Source organism: Albidovulum sp. (assembly GCF_008933605.1).
Classification (GTDB): domain Bacteria; phylum Pseudomonadota; class Alphaproteobacteria; order Rhodobacterales; family Rhodobacteraceae; genus Albidovulum.
Genome location: NZ_WBUS01000057.1, coordinates 1 through 20206 on the forward strand (window position 1 = coordinate 1; position 20206 = coordinate 20206).

21 protein-coding genes and 1 tRNA gene are annotated in these 20206 nt (G+C 64.5%); 16 read left to right on the plus strand and 6 right to left on the minus strand.

Annotated elements, in window-relative coordinates; translation table 11 throughout:
• Window positions 1-1028: Na/Pi cotransporter family protein (locus F9K34_RS09425; protein ID WP_291336707.1), on the minus strand; the 1028-nt coding region annotated here is incomplete at its 3' end.
• Between the two features lie 146 nt (window positions 1029-1174).
• Between F9K34_RS09425 and F9K34_RS09430 the strand changes: the two genes are divergently transcribed.
• The 3 genes from F9K34_RS09430 to F9K34_RS09440 all read left to right on the plus strand — a co-directional run bounded on the left by F9K34_RS09430 (window position 1175) and on the right by F9K34_RS09440 (window position 3093).
• Window positions 1175-2155, plus strand: coding sequence for a DMT family transporter (locus F9K34_RS09430; protein WP_291336708.1), 981 nt, complete (start codon window positions 1175-1177; stop codon window positions 2153-2155).
• Window positions 2156-2217: 62 nt separating this feature from the next.
• Window positions 2218-2294 (plus strand) — tRNA-Pro (locus F9K34_RS09435).
• A 397-nt stretch (window positions 2295-2691) separates the two neighbouring features.
• Window positions 2692-3093 carry an XRE family transcriptional regulator gene (locus F9K34_RS09440; protein ID WP_291336727.1) on the plus strand — a complete coding sequence of 134 codons (402 nt, stop codon included), beginning with the start codon at window positions 2692-2694 and terminating at the stop codon, window positions 3091-3093.
• 268 nt (window positions 3094-3361) lie between these two features.
• Here F9K34_RS09440 and F9K34_RS09445 read toward each other — a convergent pair whose 3' ends face one another.
• On the minus strand, window positions 3362-4099 hold the full coding sequence (locus F9K34_RS09445) for a GntR family transcriptional regulator (RefSeq protein WP_291336709.1): 738 nt from the start codon (window positions 4097-4099) through the stop codon (window positions 3362-3364).
• A 281-nt stretch (window positions 4100-4380) separates the two neighbouring features.
• Here F9K34_RS09445 and F9K34_RS09450 point away from each other — a divergent pair, with 281 nt between their 5' ends.
• The 12 genes from F9K34_RS09450 (at window position 4381) to F9K34_RS09505 (ending at window position 15712) form a co-directional block, all read left to right on the plus strand.
• Window positions 4381-5394 carry an SIS domain-containing protein gene (locus tag F9K34_RS09450; RefSeq protein ID WP_291336710.1) on the plus strand — a complete coding sequence of 338 codons (1014 nt, stop codon included), beginning with the start codon at window positions 4381-4383 and terminating at the stop codon, window positions 5392-5394.
• A gap of 4 nt (window positions 5395-5398) precedes the next feature.
• Window positions 5399-6274 (plus strand): PfkB family carbohydrate kinase, encoded by an 876-nt coding sequence (locus F9K34_RS09455; protein WP_291336711.1) that lies wholly within the window; start codon window positions 5399-5401, stop codon window positions 6272-6274.
• Window positions 6275-6284: 10 nt separating this feature from the next.
• Window positions 6285-7574 (plus strand): ABC transporter substrate-binding protein, encoded by a 1290-nt coding sequence (locus F9K34_RS09460; protein WP_291336712.1) that lies wholly within the window; start codon window positions 6285-6287, stop codon window positions 7572-7574.
• A 26-nt stretch (window positions 7575-7600) separates the two neighbouring features.
• The gene (locus F9K34_RS09465; RefSeq protein WP_291336713.1) at window positions 7601-8482 is read left to right on the plus strand and encodes a carbohydrate ABC transporter permease; all 882 of its coding nucleotides are present in this window, start codon (window positions 7601-7603) and stop codon (window positions 8480-8482) included.
• A 3-nt stretch (window positions 8483-8485) separates the two neighbouring features.
• Window positions 8486-9334: a carbohydrate ABC transporter permease gene (locus tag F9K34_RS09470; protein ID WP_291336714.1), complete on the plus strand. Its 849-nt coding sequence runs from the start codon at window positions 8486-8488 to the stop codon at window positions 9332-9334.
• A 16-nt stretch (window positions 9335-9350) separates the two neighbouring features.
• Window positions 9351-10415, plus strand: a complete 1065-nt coding sequence (locus F9K34_RS09475) for an ABC transporter ATP-binding protein (RefSeq protein WP_291336715.1) — start codon at window positions 9351-9353, stop codon at window positions 10413-10415.
• Between the two features lie 118 nt (window positions 10416-10533).
• Window positions 10534-10935 carry a helix-turn-helix domain-containing protein gene (locus F9K34_RS09480; protein WP_291336716.1) on the plus strand — a complete coding sequence of 134 codons (402 nt, stop codon included), beginning with the start codon at window positions 10534-10536 and terminating at the stop codon, window positions 10933-10935.
• Window positions 10936-11486: 551 nt separating this feature from the next.
• A complete protein-coding gene (locus F9K34_RS09485; protein ID WP_291336717.1) occupies window positions 11487-11930 on the plus strand; it encodes an Hsp20/alpha crystallin family protein in 444 nt (147 codons plus the stop codon).
• Between the two features lie 18 nt (window positions 11931-11948).
• Window positions 11949-12350 (plus strand): Hsp20/alpha crystallin family protein, encoded by a 402-nt coding sequence (locus tag F9K34_RS09490; RefSeq protein ID WP_291336718.1) that lies wholly within the window; start codon window positions 11949-11951, stop codon window positions 12348-12350.
• A gap of 39 nt (window positions 12351-12389) precedes the next feature.
• On the plus strand, window positions 12390-12899 hold the full coding sequence (locus F9K34_RS09495; RefSeq protein ID WP_291336719.1) for an Hsp20/alpha crystallin family protein: 510 nt from the start codon (window positions 12390-12392) through the stop codon (window positions 12897-12899).
• Between the two features lie 77 nt (window positions 12900-12976).
• The gene (locus F9K34_RS09500; RefSeq protein WP_291336720.1) at window positions 12977-13150 is read left to right on the plus strand and encodes a hypothetical protein; all 174 of its coding nucleotides are present in this window, start codon (window positions 12977-12979) and stop codon (window positions 13148-13150) included.
• Window positions 13151-14335: 1185 nt separating this feature from the next.
• The gene (locus F9K34_RS09505; protein ID WP_291336721.1) at window positions 14336-15712 is read left to right on the plus strand and encodes an exodeoxyribonuclease I; all 1377 of its coding nucleotides are present in this window, start codon (window positions 14336-14338) and stop codon (window positions 15710-15712) included.
• A 151-nt stretch (window positions 15713-15863) separates the two neighbouring features.
• Here the strand turns inward: F9K34_RS09505 and F9K34_RS09510 are convergent, their stop codons facing one another.
• From F9K34_RS09510 to F9K34_RS09525, 4 genes are read right to left on the minus strand one after another with little or no spacing between them, the layout of a single operon-like run.
• A complete protein-coding gene (locus tag F9K34_RS09510) occupies window positions 15864-16556 on the minus strand; it encodes an ABC transporter ATP-binding protein (protein ID WP_291336722.1) in 693 nt (230 codons plus the stop codon).
• Between the two features lie 3 nt (window positions 16557-16559).
• Window positions 16560-17693, minus strand: a complete 1134-nt coding sequence (locus tag F9K34_RS09515; protein ID WP_291336723.1) for an ABC transporter permease — start codon at window positions 17691-17693, stop codon at window positions 16560-16562.
• On the minus strand, window positions 17690-18835 hold the full coding sequence (locus F9K34_RS09520; protein WP_291336724.1) for an efflux RND transporter periplasmic adaptor subunit: 1146 nt from the start codon (window positions 18833-18835) through the stop codon (window positions 17690-17692). Before F9K34_RS09520 ends, F9K34_RS09515 begins: the two co-directional genes overlap by 4 nt.
• Before the next feature lie 14 nt (window positions 18836-18849).
• Window positions 18850-19206 (minus strand): hypothetical protein, encoded by a 357-nt coding sequence (locus tag F9K34_RS09525; RefSeq protein ID WP_291336725.1) that lies wholly within the window; start codon window positions 19204-19206, stop codon window positions 18850-18852.
• Window positions 19207-19282: 76 nt separating this feature from the next.
• On the opposite strand from F9K34_RS09525, the gene F9K34_RS09530 reads away from it, so the two are divergent.
• Complete coding sequence (locus tag F9K34_RS09530) at window positions 19283-19882, plus strand: TetR/AcrR family transcriptional regulator (protein ID WP_291336726.1); 600 nt, start codon at window positions 19283-19285, stop codon at window positions 19880-19882.
• Window positions 19883-20206 lie beyond the last annotated feature (324 nt).

Below are 20206 nucleotides of genomic sequence, written 5' to 3' on the forward strand. Positions count from 1 at the left end.
GCGTCCGAGGCGCCCCGCGCGGCGTCGAGGGCGGCCGGGGCATCGGCAAGCAGGCGCCGGTCCGGAGGCTCGCCGAGTACCGCGCCGCTGCCGGGGACGAGCCATTCGATGAGCCGCGCGAAGGGCCGCGTGAACGGAAGGATCAGCACGACGCCGAGGAGGTTCAAGAGCGTGTGAAAGGCAACGAGGGCGGCCGGAGCGTCGCCGCCGAAGCCGCGCGCCAGCGCCGGCACGGCCGCCGTCACCACCGCGAAGGCGGCGATTCCGGTGACGATGTTGTAGACCACGTGCGCGATGGCCGTGCGCCGCATATCCCGCGACCCGCCCACCGTCGCCACGACCGACTTGAACGTCGTGCCGATGTCCATGCCGACCACCATGGCCGCGGCCTGCGGCAGGCTCAGCGCGCCCGAGCCGAGCAGGACCAGCGTCGCCGCCACGCCCGCGCTCGACGACTGGATCACCACGGTGACCGCAACCCCGAGGAGCAGGAGCCGCAACCGCCCCCAGAGCGTATCGGCCGCCGGGGCGAAGGCCAGCATGCCGTCTCGGAACCCTTCCGCCCCCGCCTGCATCATGTCGAGCCCGAGGAAGATCAGGCTGAACCCGGCAAGCAGGCCACCGACCCGGCCCCAGGCCCCGCGGCCGAGCGCCGAGAGAAGGCCCGCCGCGAAAAGCAGGGGCAGAGCCAGGCGCGCGAGGTCGAGCTTGAAGCCCAGAAGGACGACCATCCATCCCGTGATCGTGGTGCCGACGTTTGCGCCGAAGACAACGCCCATTGCCTGCGGAAAGCTGAGAAGCCCCGCGCCGACGAAGCCGATCGTCATGACAAGCGTGGCCGAGGAGGACTGCACCAGCGCCGTTGTCGCCGCGCCAGCGACGGCGCCCGTGAGGGGCGAGGTCGTCACCCGGCGCAGGACGGTGCGGGTCTGCCGGCTGGCCAGTTCGCCAAGCGCGCCGGTCATCATCCGCATGCCCAGGAGAAACATGCCGATGCCGCCGAGAAGGGTAAGGATGTCGCCGTTCAAGCCGCCCTCCGCTGCGTTTCCGCGGCAGTCTCGCCGTGCCGGGGACCGGGCGCAATGGCCCGCTGTCACGGGATCGGTCCCGGGGGCTTGTGCATCCGCGCCCGAGCGTCCAATGCTGGCGCCACCACCGGCGAAAGGCATGGACCATGACGCCCTCGACGGCGCATCACAATTTTCGTGGAGCTCTCTTCGCGCTTCTCGCGATGGGCATCTTCGCGACCCACGACGCCGTGGTGAAACACCTCGGCGCCGCCTATTCGCCGTTCCAGATCGTGTTCTTCGCCTCGCTGCTCAGCTTCCCGCCGGTGGCCGTCATCATGCTCAACGACACCCGCGCGGCAAGCCTGAGGCCGCGCCACCCCGGCTGGGTGCTGTTCCGGACGGTTCTCACGATCGTCACCGGGGTATCGGCCTTCTACGCGTTCTCCATCCTGCCGCTCGCCGAGGTCTACGTGATCCTCTTCGCCTCGCCGCTGCTCATCACCATTCTCGCGATCCCGCTTCTGGGCGAGAAGGTGCGGGCCCGGCGCTGGGCGGCGGTGATTGTCGGCCTTCTCGGCGTCATCATCGTGATGCGGCCCGGGCAGGCGGACCTGTCGCTCGGCCATCTCGCGGCGCTGACGGCCGCGGTCTGCGGGGCGACCGCCTCGGTCATCGTCCGCAAGATCGGGGCGGACGAACGCTCCGTCGTGCTGCTCCTCTTCCCGATGGTGGGGAACTTCATCGTCACCGGCCTCGCCATGCCCTATGTCTATCGGCCGATGCCCGTGGGCGACCTTGGGCTGATGGCCGTGATCGCCGCCTTCGGCCTCACCGCCTCCTTCCTCGTCATCCTGGCGTACCGGGCGGGCGAGGCGGCGATCGTGGCGCCCATGCAGTATTCGCAGATCCTCTGGGCGACCGCCTATGGCTATCTCCTCTTCGACGAGGCGCCCGACGGGGCGACAATCCTCGGCGCGGGCGTAATCATCGCCTCCGGCCTCTACATCGTCTTCCGCGAGACGCGCGCCGGCGCTTCGGCCCATCGGCCGGTGATCGAGGCGCGGGGACGCACGGAGACCGCCACGACGCCCAAGTCGAACGTGTTGCAGCGGCTGTTCAGCGGACGCGGCAACGGGGTTTCGTGACTGCGCGCGCGCTGCCCCCTTGCCAAAGCCCCGGGGAATCGGTAACCCCGCCCGGCAACGGTCGGAGCGTAGCGCAGTCTGGTAGCGCACCTGCTTCGGGAGCAGGGGGTCGGAGGTTCAAATCCTCTCGCTCCGACCAGTAAAATAAATCCCGTAAAATCAATAACTTAAATTTCTCACGCAAGCTCGTCCGGAACACTTGTCCGGACCGATATCCCGGATCATTTCCTTTACGCCGACTCATGCTCGTCGGCGAAGTGATGCAGTGCTAGGCCAGTCGGAACGGCTGACGTAAACCTTAGTCCGTCAGCGTCGCTAAGCAAGAGATCGAGGTCTGGACCGGGCGCACGAAGCGTTGATTATCCAGCTCTGTCAGCACTTCATGCTCGGCCGCGGACGCTTGTGATGATCGCAGCGAAATGTGGGCCACCAGTCTCGAATAGCGCTCGCACCCAGCTCCCACGAGCTCCCCAACGTCTCGTCGCTATAGCTCAAGCAAGCAGAACGTTCTGCGAGCAATGACGAAGGTGACGACGATGGCGAGAAAGCCCCACGAAGACTCCCGGCTGGCGAAATACCTCGAGAAGCGCGTTCTCGAACTCCGGCCGCACAAGACCCAGGCCGAGATCGCCGAGCAGGCCGGTTTCATCAATCCCAACATGATCGCGATGCTGAAGAACGGCGCGACGAAGCTGCCTCTCGACCGTGTGCCGAGCCTGGCGGTGGCGCTGGAGTGCGATCCCCGGCTGCTCTTCAACCTGGCCCTCGATCAGCTCGGCGGCGACACCACCGTGCGTGCGATCGAAGACATCTTCGGCGTCGTGGTCACAAAGAACGAGGCCGCCTGGATCAACGAGATCCGCGACGCCTCCGGCCACACGGACCCGAGTCTGACGTCGCGCGGCAGGTCCGCCATCCGCGGGATCTTCGGGAAATGACCTTCTGTAAGCAGGATTGCAGGTGCCCCGACGGACACCTGAACGACCTCACCGCGAACAAGAGAGCCTGGATCGAGTTCCTGCGGCTGATAGCGAACGGCCGCGATCCTGCACCGACGCTGCGGGATGTTCAACTGCTCCAGCGGCTGTTGCAGAGACGGGGCGGTCGAGGAGCGCAAAGGTTCGAGCGCCGAGAGTGATCAGGCGAATATTCGCCGCATTCCAACCCCCTGCCAGTTGACGGTCCCGCGAAGCAGGAGCGGAATGTCTAGGCGCTGCGAAAGACAACCATCCGCGGGTGATTGACCGAATGCAGGAACTCCATCGGACGGTTGTTCACGTCGAGCGAAACGGCCTGGAACAGCAGCACCGACGTATCCCGTCCGAGATCCAGAAGGCCGGCCTCCTGCGGGCTTGCGGTCGTCACGCTGATCACGCCCTCGCCGCCATGCATGCGGATGCCGTAGCGCTGTTCCAGCAGATCGTAGAATGAACGCTGGCCCAGCAGATCATCGGCCACGAGGCCCGGCACACGAGCATCGGCCATGTGGGTCGTCTCGATGCAGAACGGCTGGCCGTTCACCGTGCGCAGGCGGCGCATGACGATGACGGGGTCACCGGTCCGGATTCCCAGCCGGTCCGCGACCCGTGCATCGGCGGCGTGCCTCTCGAACACCAACAGACGACTTCCCGGCTCGCCGCCGCATTGCCGCACGATGTCGGAGATCCCGTGCGAGAACATGCCTTCGGAGACCGGACGCTTGATCACCGCGGTGGGCAGGAAGGTGCCGGCCGTGCCGCGACGCTCCAGGACGCCTCGGTCGACCAAGTGGCCGATCGCCTTGCGGACGGTCATCCGGCTGATGCCGGTCATCTCCGACAGTTCGCGCTCGGACGGGATGCGGTCGCCCGCCCGGTATCCGGGACCCTTGATCAGGTCGAGGATGAATTGCTGCGCTCTCTCGTGCACGAGCGGGGCGTCACCAGCGCTCACCGATTCGTCCATCATCCCCTCCGGTCGCGCCATGGCCGCGTTGCGGCTGGTCTAGCGGGCCATGGACGGGTATCGCCGGCCCGCATCTAGAAATCACAAGCGTCCCAGCGCGTCCATCGTGTTCTTGGTGGTGTATACCAGTAGACTTGTCAAGTCGGGACGGACGGCGATACTCACTGCAAAAAAGGAAGAGTCCTTCGGGAAATGGACTGCTTTGTGAAAAAATTTATTGACATTAGGTATCTATACCAAACCTAATATTGGTATGTTTTCTGGCACCGATAGGAGAGATGATGGCGACCGACGTGAACAGGCAGGCGATCGTGGCCGGGCTGGAGCAGTCGAAGGAGACGATGAAGGACGCGGCCGAGTTCGGACGCAAGATCGCGGACCGGGTCGACAAGGTGTATCTCGTCGGCTGCGGCGCGCCCAACCGCATCATGCTCGGGCTGGAATACTGGCTGCAGCACTACAGTCCCTCGATCGAGGTTCGGCGCTACTTCCCCGCGGAGTTCATGGCGCAGAATCCGGCGCGGTTTGACGAGAGGACATTCGTGCTTCTCGGTTCCAAGTCCGGCACCACGCCCGAGACGGTGGCGGCGGCCGAATTCGTCAAGGATCGTCCCTGCATCACCGCCGGCGTCACCCAGACCGCCGACCTGCCGCTCGCCAAGGCGGTTCACCATCCCTTCCTGATGGGTGAAACCGAGCAGTCGCATACCGGCATGTTCATGGTCATGCAGGCACTGATCGGCGGGCTCATGGCCGCCAAGGACGGCTGGAAGCTCCAGGACAAGCTGATGTCTTCGCTCGCCGCGCTGCCCGAAGCGATGGTCGAGGCGCAACTGGCGTCGGAAACGCGCGCGGCCGAGGACGCGCGGCTCCTGAAGGATGACCGGAACCTCTACCACGTCGCCTCCGGGCCGATGTTCAACACCGCCTACGTGATCGGTGTCTGCATCCTGATGGAGATGCAGTGGATGCATTCCTACCCCATCGAGGCCGCGGAGTTCTTCCATGGCCCGTTTGAGATCCTGGACGAGACTACGCCCTTCGTCCTGATGCTGGGCGAGGATCCATCGCGGCCGCTGATGGAGCGGGTGGTGCGTTTCGCCAAGAAATACACCGAACGCCTCTTCATCTACGACTCGAAGGACTATCCGATGACCGGGGTGGACCCCGAGATCCGACCCATAGTCGCGCCCTACATCGTCGAGGCGGCCCTCTACCGGATCTGCATGCGGCTCGCGGTCTGGCACAACCAGCCGCTCTCGACGCGGCGCTACATGTGGAAGACGGAATACTGAGGCGATGGTGCGCATCCTCGGCATCGGCGACAACACGGTCGATATCTACGTCGACCAAGGGGTGCAGTTCCCCGGCGGAAACGCCGTGAACGTCGCAGTGCTGATGAAACGGCTCGGCGCTGATGCAGCCTATCTGGGCTGCGTCGGCGACGACTTCCTCGGCGATCTGGTCCGCGACGCGCTGGTGGCCGAGGGAATCGACATCTCGCGCCTGCGCCGAGCGTCGGGCGGCAACTCCTGGTCGCGCATCCGCCATGTCGGCAACGACCGGGTATTCGACGGCAACTACCCGTCCTTCCGCGACGACTACCGGCTGAGCGAGGCGGATTTTGCCTGGATGGCGGGGTTCGACCTCGCCCATTCCAGCGTCTATTCGAAGCTTGAAGCGGCGCTGCCCGCGATCCGCGCGGCGGGGCCGGCGCTCAGCTTCGACTATTCCTCCGAATGGACCGACGCCTATATCGCCCGCACTGCGCCCCATCTCGACATCGCCTTCCTGTCGGCCGCCGACCCGGATGACGACGCCTGCGCGGCGCTGGCGCGACAGGTCGCGGCGCATGGGCCGGCGCTTGTCATCGTCACCCGCGGCGCGAAGGGGGCGCTGGCGCTCGAGGGCGGTGCGGTTCGGGTCCAGCCGATCGAGCCGGCGGAGGTGGTCGACACGCTCGGCGCCGGCGACGGCTTCATCGCCGGTCTTCTGATGGCGCGGTTCATGGGCGCGGACCTCTCGCAACAGCTCGCCGCCGGCGCCCGCAATGCCGCGCGCGTCTGCGAGGAGCGCGGCGCCTTCGGCTACGAAACCCCAATACGACACGGACAACCGGGGCTAGTCCGTCGACCGGACGAAGCCGGCCAAGCCAACGATAGATATGACAACTGAGGAGGACTGAATGCGACATCTGAACCTGACCGGCCTTCTGCTGGCCACAACCGCGAGCTTCGGCTTCGCCACCGCGGCCATGGCGGAAGTGACGCTGAGCTTCCTGCACAAGTGGCCGGAGCCCGAGAACATGGCCTATTTCGAGCCTGCGGTGGCCGAGTTCGAGGCTGCCAACCCCGACATCAAGATCAAGATGGAGGCAGTGGCCGACGAGCCCTACAAGGACAAGATCCGTGTCCTCATGGGCTCGAACGAGGTGCCCGACGTCTTCTTCTCTTGGTCCGGCGAATTCGGCAAGAACTTTGCCCGCAACGGCCGTGCGCTCGACATCACCGACGCGGTCTATGGCAGCGACTGGAAGGACAGCTTCCCCGAGGCCGCGCTCCAGCCCTTCAAGTATCAGGACCGGCTCTACGGCGTGCCGATCAACGTCGATGCGAAGTTCATGCTCTACAACAAGCAGATATTCGCGGATAACGGAATCGAGGTGCCGCAGACCTATGGCGATTTCCTCGCGGCTTGCCAGACGCTGAAGGAGGCGGGATTCGAGCCGATCGCCTTCGGCAACCAGTATCCCTGGGCGGCGTCGCACTATATCGGCGAGCTGAACGCCAAGCTGGTGCCGAACGAGGTGCGTCTGGCCGACTACGAGCTGACGAGCGAGCCGGACGCGCTTTACACCCATCCCGGCTATGTCAAGGCGCTGGAGGAGTTCAAGAAGCTCAACGACGAGGGCTGTTTCAACCGCGGCTCCAACGCTCTCACGCATTCCATCGCGCGCGGCAGCTTCGTCGCCGGGCGCAATCCGATGATGTATATGGAACTGGTGGAATTCACCGAGATCGCCCCCGACACGCCGCTTGGCCAGGCCGGTTGGGGCTTCTTCCCGTTGCCGCCGATCGAGGGCGGCGAGGGGGAGGCGGGCCTTCTGACCGGCGCGCCCGACGGGTTCATGATCTCGGCCGTGACCGAGCATCCGGAAGAGGCGATCAAGTTCCTCAAGTTCCTTACCTCGCCCGAGCAGGCGCAGAAGTATGTCGAGATCACCGGCATGACCTCGTCGGTCAACGGCTCGGTCACACCCGACAATGCGAGCGAACAGGCCATCGAGGGGCTGAAGGCGATCGACGCGGCGACAGGTCTTGCCCTCTGGCTCGACACCGACATGGACGCGCGCTCGACGGAAGTGCTTCTGGCGGGCTCACAGGCGCTCCTGAATGGCACTGACACGCCTGAAGCGATCATGGAGCGCGTGCGCGAGACGGCGCTCGCCGTGCAGAAGGAACGCGGCAACAACTGAGCCGCGGGCCAAGGGAGGGAAACAGGATGAAAGCTCAGACGCTGAGACGGATCGCTCCCTATCTGTTCCTGTTTCCCTCGCTTCTTCTCCTCGTAGCCTTCGTCTACGCGCCGGCTGTGGAGAACATGGTCTACAGCCTGTTCTCCTGGAGTTCGGTGCGCACCGACTCCCGTTTCGTCGGGTTCGACAACTACCGCGAGCTTTTCGCCAATCCCATCTTCTGGCGATCGCTCGTCAACAACGTGCTTTATGCCGTCATCTCGATCGTCTTCCAGGTCTTCTTCGCGCTGGTCCTCGCCGCGGTGCTGGTCGCCGGCGTCTTTGGCCCGCTCCTGCGCAACCTTTTCCGCACGGCCTTTTTCCTGCCCTCGATCCTGCCGGTGACGGTCGTGGGACTTCTCTGGCAGCTCATCTACCAGCCGACCATCGGGCTGATCGACCAGGTGCTGTGGGCGACGGGGCTGCAGGGCCTCTCGCATGTCTGGCTTGGCGAGGAGGCGACCGTGATGATCTCGGTCATCCTGGTCTCGCAATGGCAATGGACCGGCTACATGATCGTGCTCTTCATGGTGGCGATCCAGGCCATCCCCAACGATCTTTACGAGGCGCTGAGGATGGAGGGCGCGAACCGCATCCAGCAGTTCTTCCACATCACCATGCCCGGCGTTCGGGAATCCACGCTGATCCTCGCCATCATCACGATCTTCGGCGCTTTCAAGGTCTTCGACATCGTCTGGGTGATGACGGCAGGTGGCCCCAACAACGCCTCGGAGGTTCTCGGCACCCACATGTATCGCTCGGCCTTCCGAAACGACGTCTCCGGATACGCCGCCGCGGTCGCCACGGTGATCTTCTTCATCACGCTCGCGGTCGGCATCATCCAGATCCGCCTTCAGCGGCAGGACTGAGCGATGGAGAAGCTGACGCGCCTTACGGAAACCGCACCGGAGCGCGCCTCGCGCTACGGCACGCTGGCACTCTTCTGGGTTTTCGCGATCGTCTCGATCTATCCGATGATCTGGCTGACTTTCTCCTCGTTCAAATCCTCCTCCGAGATGTTCGGCGCCACCTGGGCCTTGCCGCAGAGATGGCGATGGGAGAACTATGTCGCCGCGTGGGATTACGGCGTATCGCAATACCTGATCTCGAGCGTCATCGTCACGGTCGCCTCGACCACGATCATCGTGGCGCTGGCTTCGGCGGCGGCCTATGCGCTCGTCGCGCTGAAACTCCGGGGCAGGGCGTATCTCTACCTGGCGATCCTCGGCGGGTCGATCCTGCCGCCGGAAGTGAGCCTTCTGCCCCTGTTCCGCACCGTGACGGCGCTTGGCATCTACAATACCTACTGGGCGCTCATCGTGCCCTATGTCGCCTTCGGCCTGCCGTTCACGACCTTCCTGATCCGCGCCTACATGGTGAAGATCCCGCTCGAACTGGCCGAGGCGGCGGAGATGGACGGGGCGGGACCGTTCTGGACCTTCTGGAACATCTACCTGCCCCTGTCGCGCCCGATTCTTGCCTCGGCGGCGCTGATCTCGGCGATGCGGGTCTGGAACGAGTTCATTTTCGCCCTGACCTTCGTCGAAAGCGAAAGTGTCAAGACCATCACCATCGGCATGATGAGTTTTGCCAACGCGCTTAGGGGCGACTGGGCGGTGATGATGGCGGGCATGGTGATCTCGGTTCTGCCGATCTTCGTGGTGTTCCTCGTGCTGCAGCGGCAGTTCATCGGCGGACTCACGCAAGGCGCGGTAAAATGATCGAAAGGGGCAGGGCATGAGCGAGCTTCGGCTGCGGAACGCGACCAAGCGGTTCGGCGCGGTGACCGTGATCGACGGGCTGGACCTTGACGTGCATGACCGCGAGTTCGTGGTTCTGGTTGGCCCGTCGGGCTGCGGCAAGTCCACGCTCCTACGGATGATCGCGGGCCTTGAGGACATTTCGGGCGGCGACCTGACGATCGACGGCCAGCGCATGAACGAGGTGCCTGCGGCGCGGCGCGGCCTTGCCATGGTGTTCCAGTCCTACGCGCTTTATCCGCACATGACGGTGGCCGAGAACATGTCGGTCGGCCTGCGCATCGCCGGCGAGGACAAGGCGACGATCCGCACCAAGGTAGCCGAGACGGCGCGAATCCTCCAACTTGAGGCGCTTCTCGACCGCAAGCCGAAGGCGCTTTCCGGTGGCCAGCGGCAGCGTGTCGCGATCGGCCGCGCTATCGTGCGCAATCCGCGCATCTTCCTCTTCGACGAGCCGCTGTCCAACCTCGACGCTGCGCTTCGCCTCCAGATGCGGCTCGAACTCGCACGGCTCCACGGTGAGCTTGCCGCGACGATGATCTATGTGACGCACGATCAGGTCGAGGCGATGACGCTCGCCGACCGCATCGTGGTTATGAATGCCGGCAGGATCGAACAGATCGGCACGCCCGAGGAGCTCTACCAACGGCCCGCCAACCTCTTCGTCGCCGGGTTCATCGGCAGCCCCAAGATGAATCTCGTCGCGGCCCGTTCGGACGGCACTGCGGTCTCCTCCGCAATCGGTCGGTTTCCGATCCAGGTGGCGGAAGGCCCAGTGACGATCGGCGTGCGCCCCGAAAACATCGTGATCGGCCAGCACGAAGGGATGACGACGCTGTCCGGACGCGTGGACGTCGTGGAAAGGCTTGGCGCCAACAGCTTCGCGTATGTTGCCGCCGGGGATGGCACGATGCTCACGGTCGAGTTGCCGGGGATGACGCGGATCAGGGCGGGGGAGCAACTGGACCTGTCGATCGGCCCCGAGGCGGCCACGGTGTTCGGACCAGACGGAGCGCTAATGGGTCGTGTTCCGGACCGGTGACCTCTGCCGGCGCAATCGGCCCGTCAATCTGCCTGTAGTTCCCACGAAGTCCCCAACATCTCGTCGCTATAGCTCAAGTAAGCAGAACGTTCTGCGAGCAACGACGAAGGTGACGACAATGGCGAGAAAGCCCCACGAAAACACCCGACTGGCGAAATACCTCGAGAAGCGCGTTCTCGAACTCCGACCGCACAAGACCCAGGCCGAAATTGCCGAGCAGGTCGGCTTCATCAATCCCAACATGATCGCGATGCTGAAGAGCGGTGCGACGAAACTGCCGCTCGACCGCGTTCCGAGCCTCGCCGCCGCCTTGGAGTGCGATCCCCGGTTGCTCTTCAACCTGGCCCTCGATCAGCTCGGAGGCGACACCACGGTGCGTGCGATCGAGGAAATCTTCGGCGTCGTGGTCACAAAGAACGAGGCCGCCTGGATCAACGAGATCCGCGACGCCTCCGGCCACACGGACCCGAGGCTGACGTCGCGCGGCAGGTCCGCCATCCGCGGGATCTTCGGGAAATGACCTTCTGTAAGCAGGATTGCAGGTGCCCCGACGGACACCTGAACGACCTCACCGCGAACGAGCGAGCCTGGATCGAGTTCCTACGGCTGATAGCGAACGGCCGCGATCCCGCACCGAGGCTGCAGGACGTTCAACTGCTCCGGCGGCTGTTGCAGAGACGGCGCACATCCCTCTGGCAAGCGAAACGGTGACAACCCGCCTGGTTCTCCTCGGCGCCGTTTGCGGGAGCCGGGACCTGTCGTGTCGGGGAAGGTCTTGACAAGAATTTGGACCGTCACCACCTCCGAATGCGGGGATGCCGAAGGCGGATCCTCAGGTGGTGGAACCGAGGATGGGTGGCAGGAAGCGCCTGTCCGTTTGACTGCCAGTCGGCTTGCGGCGCTTACGCCGCGCTGGTGTTCTGTGCAGCGTTCCGGCCTGTAACCTGCCCTTCGTCTTCCTCCTGCATTTCGACTGCCAGCCCCGGCGGCGCCGGTCCGCGGTTTGTGTGCCTTGCGCCTACGGGACCGCCAGCCGGGCCAGCCCATGTCGAGTTGAAAGGGAGACCTGCAATGTTTGAAACTGCTTTCGCACCGTTCGGCGCGGCGGATCCGGTCGCCGAGATGCGCCGCATGCAAGGCGCGATGAACCGCCTCTTTGACGGGGTCAGCGTGCCGGACCGGCCGGCGACCTATCCGCCGGTCAACTTCTGGACCGGTTCGGACAGCGTCGTGATGACGGCGGAACTGCCCGGGCTCGCCGAGGACGACATTGAACTCACGGTCAAGAACACCATGCTGTCGATCCGGGGAACCTATCCTGAGGCGAAGGAGGGTGAGAATACGGTCTGGCATCGGCGCGAACGGCCGGCCGGCTCGTTCTCGCGGTCAGTCGAGCTGCCGTTCCGCATCGACCCTGACCGGATCGAGGCGCGATTCACGAACGGTGTCCTGACGGTCGAGATGCAGCGGCCGGAAGAGGACAAGCCGAAGCGCATCGCGATCAAGACGTCCTGACGGCGAAAGGAGGAAAACGTGGCAAAGGAACTGACCACGCAAGGCCGCAGCGACGTGACCCGGGGCCGGGAAGACGCCGAGCGCACGGCCATGACCTTCACGCCGGCGGTGGACATTCTGGCGCAGGGCGACGTCACTGTGATCCTGGCCGACATGCCCGGCGTCGCGCCGGAGGACGTGGACGTGACGCTGGAGCGCCAGCACCTGGCGCTGAAGGGCAGGATCAGGCCGCATGCACCGGAGGGCTACCGGCGGTTCTCGTCGGAATACCGCGAGGGCGACTACCTGCGCGTGTTCACGCTCTCTGACGAGGTTGACGAGAAGCAGATCAAGGCCGAGTTCCGGCACGGCGTCCTGCGTCTGGAGTTGCCGCGCGCGACCCACGCCAAGCCGAAGAAGATCTCGGTGAAGGCGGCGTGACTGAGTAGCGTCCCGAGAACAGGAAAGGAGGAAATCACGATGCAAATCAGCGATCTCATTCCTTGGGGTCGTGACCGGGACAAGACCCCGGGCGCAACGGACAATCGCGAGAGCAACCCTCTCGCGGTCCTGCAGCGCGACATCAACAACGTCTTCGAGACCTTCTGGCAGAAGGTCGAGCGCGGCTGGAACGGCCGCAACAGTGTCGTCGGCATGTTCGGGCCGAGCACCGACGTGTCGGAGACCGACAAGAATGTCGAGGTGACGGTCGAACTGCCCGGAATGTCGGACAAGGACATCGACATCTCGCTTTCGGGCGATGCAATGACGATCCGCGGCGAGAAGAAGATCGAGCATGAGGAGAAGCGCAAGGGCGTCTACATGTCGGAACGCTCCTACGGCGCCTTTTACCGCACGATCCCGCTGCCGCCCGGCGTGGATACGGACAAGGCCGAGGCGAAGTTCAAAGACGGCGTCCTGACCGTCACGCTGCCGAAGACGGCCGAGGCGCAGGCCAAGGTCAAGCGCATTCCCGTCAAGGCGGCCTGACGCCACCGGCGGCCGGCCCGGCCGGCCGCCCCATCATCAGGACAGGAAACTCGGAGAAGCGTTCGACGTGCGTGCGTATGGGCCAGACCTTGGAGACGTTCTTTCTGATCGTCGCCATCGCGGCGATCCCGATCGCTGCCCAGACCCGGAACCGGCCCGTGTTTCTGCACGAAGACAGCCTGCCGACAATCGAGCCGCTTCTGGCCGAGGTGACCCCTGCGATGGTCAACATCTTGGTCGAAGGCCGGTAGGCGGCCGAGGTGAACCCGCAGACGCGCCTCACGTCCCCGTTCCGTAACAACGTCTCACGAGTGCGCAGTGCCGACACCGCCGCCTTCTCAACGCGCATACCTTGTCGCGCCAATCTCCGACATGACAGCTCCCCTTTGTGGATCCTCGCGGACCCACCGTCGCACATCGATGCCGTCTGGGGGCTATCCCACCCATCATCAGAGCCGAACCGACCTCATCAGAAAAAACACCGCCGAGCTTTCGAGAAGGTATGCACTCAACGTCAGCGGCTATGCTCTCAGGTCATGACGGGAGGGGGCGTCGGGCGGAGCACGAGTTTTACATTCCGGGGGTGACGTCATCCATATGGGTGACGTCGAGTTTTACATTCTCAGCGCCGCAGATGCGAAACCACCCGTTTTCAGTGGTTTCGAGGTAAACGCATGTAAAACTGTTGGCTTGCTGGGCGAACGAAATGTGCCGTGAAGGTGGGTTTGAAGCACATGTTATGGCGAAGAAGTTTACATGATGTTTACCTTATGTTGACGCCGTTCGGCTGTTTTCGACACTTCTTTCGCAGGACCAGCGGAATCGAGGGAGTGAAGTGCCGAGACGAGACATGCACGGAACGCAAGAAAGACTGGGCATTTGGTGAGCAGGACGCTGCCCGCCGGATCTCCGAAATAGTCCTCGCGATACCCGGATAGTCCAGACAACGAGCTGCCGATCTGAGTTCGCGCCGCGAAACCGTTCGCAGAGACTCCTCTATCGCCGGTGCCGGTCATTCGAAAAGCCGACCGGTGCCAGCACGACGACCGCCGAGCTTGGTCACGGTGGCGTTCCTTGTCACTATCCGAACGAGGAGGACTGCGCGAGCAAGAGGAACTTCCGTCAATCGATGCAACCGCGTCGGCTTGGAACCTCGTTCGCTGGGTTGGGTCGCACCGGAGGAATGGCTCGATCCTTCGGGGCAGCAGGACTACGCGTCCCTAGGGAGCGCGCACACGTCACTTGCAGAGTGTTTGCATCTTGCCGCCCTCGAAGTCATAGGAAATCCCTTCGGGTTCGAAGGGGATGCCTTCTGGCGTCACCAAGGGGAACGGTTCGGGGCTCCTCGATGCCAATATGGATGGGTTACGGAAGAGCTGTTGATCGGCTGAACCGCGCCCGGTTTTCCGGAGAGTCCACCTCTGATATGCGTAGCCATGACCTTCGTGTTCTACGACCTTGAGACCACCGGCATATCGCCGGCATTCGATCAGCCCCTCCAGTTCGCGGCGATCCGGACGGACGATGACTTCAACGAGATCGAGAGCATCAACATCCGCTGCCGGCTTTCGCCGCATATCCTGCCGTCGCCGCAGGCTCTGATCGTGACTGGCGTCACGCCGGAACAACTGGTCGACCCTTCGCTTCCTGACTTCTTCACGTTCACCCAGCGGATTGCCGAACTGACCCATTGTTGGGCTCCCGCGACCTGGGTGGGCTACAACACGATCAAGTTCGACGAGGAAATGCTGCGGCAGGCCTTCTACCAGAACCTGCAGCCGAATCTCTATACCACACAGTCCAACGGCAATACGCGCTTCGACGTGCTCGGCGCGGTCTATGCGGCGTGGCAGCGCAATCCGGGTCTTTTCGAGTGGCCGGTGGACGAGAAGGGCGCGGTGAGCTTCAAGCTCGACCGGTTGGCCCCGGCGAACGGCTTTCTCGATCACGACGCCCATGATGCGCTCGGTGACGTGAAGGCGACGATCCACATTGCTCGACGCATCGCGCAAGATGACCCGGCGCTCTGGTCTGAGCTGCTGGCAGTCCGTGACAAGCGGCAGACTCTGCAGCGGCTTGAAAGCTTCCGGCCCATGGAGCTGATCGTTCGTTTCGGCGGCACGCCGAGGTCCATCACTGGCTGCTTCTGCGGTCGATCGGCGAGCAATGGCAACGAGGTCGGACTCTTGGACCTCGATGCGGCTGAACCGGGCTTTCTGATCGGCGGGAGCGACGACGCCATCGTGAAGGCACTCTCCGCATCGCCGAAAGTGATCCGCGCGGTCGCGCTCAACAAGGCACCGCTCCTCTTCGATATCCGCGAGCCGAAGCCGGAGCATCTGCGCAAGGCAAAGATGGTTGCCGGCGTGCCGGGATTCAGGACGCGCGTGGGACAAGCACTGGCGTCGCGTTATGGCACGGCTCCGGATCCATCGTTCCTTCCGGTCGAGAAGCAGATCTACGCGGGTTTCTACGCTGATAGCGACAGGCGTCTGCTTGAGCAGTTCCAGCAGGCAGGTTGGGACCAGCGGCGCGACATCCTGCGAGCGCTGCAGGACACTCGCCTACGCCAGCTCGGACGACGTCTACTGGCCTTCCACGCGCCTGGGTTGCTCTCGCCTGAAGAGCACGCGCAGTTCGTCGCATTTGTGCGAGAGCGATGGATGGCCCCGGATGTCAGGGAGACTGAGTGGACGACGCTCGAGAAGGCGCAGAAAGAGTTGGCTAAGCTTCGTGCAGTTGAAAGGGTGGACCAGCGCCAGGTTGACGGTATCGCCACCTTCATCACACAACGTGAGCAATGGCTGTCGTGATCGCTTTCACGGTCGCTGGATCCCGCTTCTGAGGAGCTCGATATCATCCGACTGGTGGAGGGGTCGCAGCTGCCGACGAAGCGGTTCCTCGACAAGATCGGTGTGCCGCGCACGACCCTTTATCACTGGTATCCAGGCCAATCGGCCTCGCCTACTCGTCGACCAGTCTGCCATCGCGAAGGTGGATCAGCCGGTCGAACCGATCGAAGATCTTCTCGTCGTGCGTCACGGTGATAATGCAGGCCTCCTGCTCGACGGCCAGCTTGCGCAGAAGGTCCATGACGAGCTGCGCGCGCTTGCTGTCGAGCGCGGCGGTCGGCTCATCCGCCAGGATGATGCGTGGGCGGTTCGCGAGCGCACGGGCGATGGCGACGCGCTGCGCCTCGCCGCCCGAGAGGAGCGCCGGCTTCACCGGGGCGCGGTGGCCGACCTCGAGATAGTCCAGAAGCTCGCGCGCCCGGGCGCGGCCCTTGTCGGGCGGCCAACCGGCGAGATCGAGCACGAGCGAGACATTTTCCGCGGCGGTCAGGAACGGCAGGAGGTTGTGGGTCTGGAAGACGAATCCGATCTTGTCGAGCCTGAGCCGGCGCAGATCCCGGCGCAGCCACTTGCCGTCGTAGACCGGGTCGCCGTCGAGCGCCACCCGCCCCGCCGAGGGATCGAGGATGCAGCCGATGATGTTCAGAAGCGTGGTCTTGCCCGAGCCGGACGGCCCGAGAAGCGCAATGACCTCGCCTGCATGGACCTGAAGGTCGACCTGACGCAGCGCATCGACCCGGGTATCGCCCTCACCGTAATGCTTGGCCACGCCCTCCACATCGACCAGTATGTCGCCAAGCGCCATGGCTCAGCTCCCCAGTGCAGTGGCCGGGTCAACCTTCATCGCCGCGCGCACGCCAAGACCGCTGGCGGCCAGACAGACGACAACGATGATCCCCGCCAGAACGGCCACATTGAACGGCTCGAGCACCACCCGGCGCGGAAAGACATCCTTGACCAGCAGGATAAGCACCAGCCCGATCCCCCACCCAGAAGCACCCAGGATCAGCGCCTGCTGCACGATCAGCCCGACAATGGTGCGGTCCGGCGCGCCGATCAGCTTGAGCGTGGCGATCTGCTTCAACTTTTCCATCGTCATTGTGTAGATGATGAGCGCGATCACCACCGCCGAGACCGCCAGTAGGATGCCGAGGAAGAGCCCGATCTGACGGCGCGCCTTATCCACCACCGAGGCGAGCAGGATGGTTTCCTGTTCGGCCTGGCTCAGCGCGGCAAGGTGCTTCCACTGGCGCAGGGTCGCTGTCAGCAGGTCGATGTCGGCGGCGGGCTTGACCCGGACGATGACCGCGGCGACGGATGCCGACTTGACCGAACCGGCGCCGCGCGCCGCCTGCACGCGCTGGTCGGCGGGGTCGAGTTCCGTCTGCAGCGCCATGGCGTCGGCAAGCGTCATGTAGACGGCCGGATCGCCGCCCGAGTTCATGGCACCCTCGGTCAGGCCCACCACGGTGAAGCGGTTGCGCCCCAGCCGAACCGTGTCGTCGGTCACAAGACCGGTCTTGCGATCGGCAACCAGTTCAAAATGGCTGGTGCCGATCCCACGGCCCGCGACGATCCGCTGCGGACCGCCGGGGCGGCCGGGCTCGAAGCCTATCACGTAGAGGCGCAGGGTGCGGCCGGCATGCGACGCCTCGACATTCTGGTAGTTGATCGCACCCGCCTCGGCCACCCCGGGCATCCGCGCGACCGTGTCACGGGTGTCGGCGGGGATCGAGGACGCCTCGGCGAAGGGGCCGCGCGTGCCCGCCTCCACCACCCAGACGTCCGCCGCCGGCGCCTTCACCACCGCCAGCGCGTCCGCAACCAGACCGTTGTAGATGCCGATCATTGCCAGCACGACGGTCATGAGTAGGCCAAGCCCGAGACAGGTCAGCACGAAGCGGAAGAGCCCGTGGCGGATATCCTTGAGCGCGAGGTTCATGGCCTGTCCGCGACGCGCGCCAGGCGGCCTTCATCCACGCCGCCGGGTGGCAGGGCCACGATCTCGGCACCCTCCGGCAGGCCGCCGATCATCTCGACCCGGCCCTTGTCGTCGCGGGCGCCGAAGATCAGTTCAGCGCGGCGCAGCCGGCCGTCCTGCACCGTCCAGACCGTGCCACGAAAGCCGTCAAAACCCGTAATTGCCATTTCCGGCACCATCATCGCCCGGTCGCGGGTGCCGGTCAGGATGCGCACCTCGGCCTGTTCACCCAGATACATCTCCACCGGGCAATCGGCGCAGGTGAGCCAGACGCGGCGTTCCTCGTTCACCCGGTCGCTTTCGAGCCCGATCCGGGCAACGGTGCCGTGATATTCGGCCGCCGGCTGCGACCTGAGCCGGATCGTGCCTGACAGACCGAGCGCGAGCTGGCCGGCGCGTTCCTCGTCCACATAGGCCTGGATCCAGATCGTTGTCGGGTCGATCAGGGTGAAGATCGGATCCCCCGCCTTGACGACCGTGCCCGGTTCGGAATGGCGAGCCACGACGCGCGCATCATAGGGCGCGACCAGTCTGTGATGCGCCAGCAGGGTCTTTTCCAGCCGCAGCGCCGCCGCCGCATCCTCGCCCTGCGCCGCGATCACCGCCAGATCTGCCTCGGCGAGGGCGACTTCGGCCCGCGCGACATCCTCGTCCCGCTGTGCTTCTTCCGCGCGCTGCGCCGAGGCGACATCCTGGCGGGCAAGTTCCTTCTGGCGGCGGTTGGCGGCCTCGCGCTGTGACAGAACCGCCTGCGCGCGCTGCAGCGCCGCCCGGGCCTTTGCCTCGCTCGCGGTATTCGCGGCCACCGCCGCCCGGGCGCGCGCGACGCGGGCTTCCTGTTCATCTGGATTCAGCGCCGCCAGTTCCTGGCCCCTGGCCACGACATCGCCGGCATCTGCCGCAAGTGTGATCAGCGCCGCTCCCACCTCGAAGCCGACCCGCGACAGCACCCGCGCCTCTACCGTGCCAAGGCCGTAGAGACGCAGGGGGACGTCTGCCTCCGGTATCACCGTAGTCACCGAAAGCGGCCGCTCGGTCAGGAACAGTGCGCCGGCACCGATCGCCGCGACTGCTACAGCTCCGAGTATCCACGACTTACGCATTGCTTGGATCTCCCTCAGCCTTCGGCGCGGCGCATCCGACTGAATAGCCCGTCCCTCAGCACCAAGTGATGATACAGCACTCCCACGACATGCAGTGCCACCGGCGCCCGATGCAGGGCGCTGTCGCCCATCATCTCGGGAGCACCATGGCCCGCCTTTATCGGCAGGCGCCACAGCGCAAGGACCAGCACCAGCGCACCGCCCGCGACATCGGCGAGGACCAGCGGGTTGAAGGCGCTGTCCATCCCATTGGTCACGGCACTCCAGGTGATCGAGATGGCATCGTTGAACATACACTGCTGCAGCATCAGCAGCGCGGCGATCCAGTGCAGGGCGATTTGCGGGCGGGTGTATCCTTCAGGGGCTGTCATGGTGTGTTCTCGTCATCGACTCGGCTTGATTTCTGTGGATCATATGTTAGTGTGCACTCACTTACAAGAGATCCGCATGCTTCGCCGCAAACCAGCCGAGGACCGGAAAACCGAGATCGTCGAGGCGCTTCTGGACCTCGCCGACCGGATCGGGCCGGACCGGCTGACCACGAACGACATCGCGCGCGAGGTCGGCGTGACGCAGGCCGCGATCTTCCGGCATTTCCCGACCAAGGCCGAGTTGTGGGCCGAGGCGGGCGAAGTCATCGCCGGGCGCCTGACCGAGGCCTGGCAGCAGGCGCTGGCGTCCGAAAGAACGCCGAAGGGCAGGCTGCGCGCCCTCGTCGCGGCGCAGTTGAAGCAGATCGAGACGACCCCGGCCTTGCCCACCATCCTCCATTCGCGGGAGTTGAACGTCGAAAATGCCAACCTGCGCGACCGCTTTCGCGGCCTACTGACGGTGTTTCAACGGCTTCTCGCGGAGAACCTCGAAGGCATGGTCGTGGACGGGTCGATGACGCGGCATGTCCAGCCGGAGGACGCCGCGGTGCTGCTCACCTCGCTTGTTCAGGGAATCGCGATCCGGTGGAGTCTCGGCTCGCGCGGCTTTGCACTGCAGGCTGAAGGGCGGCGGCTTCTAGACGTGCAACTGGAGATTTTAGCCTGCGGGGAGTGAGCGCGACGACAGGCGGTAACTGGCCGTGGCGCTGCAGCGGCCTTTAAACAACTGCGATGGCGTCGGGCGACCCTGCGTTGATGGTGGCGGTTGACATGGTGCGCACCACCGCAGGGGCGGCGATGGCACCGACATCATCTATGGCGACTTCAAAGTGGCGTCCTACTATTCCGGCTCAGGAATGGCTCGATCCTTCGGGATAGTGCCCCACGGCATGGTGTAAGAGCGCCGCCCCTCGAAGAGGTCCAAGCTTGATCAGGTGGCCACGGCGGGCAGCCTGACGGTGGGATTGTCGGTGACGCGGGCGAGCGTTTCAAGCGACAT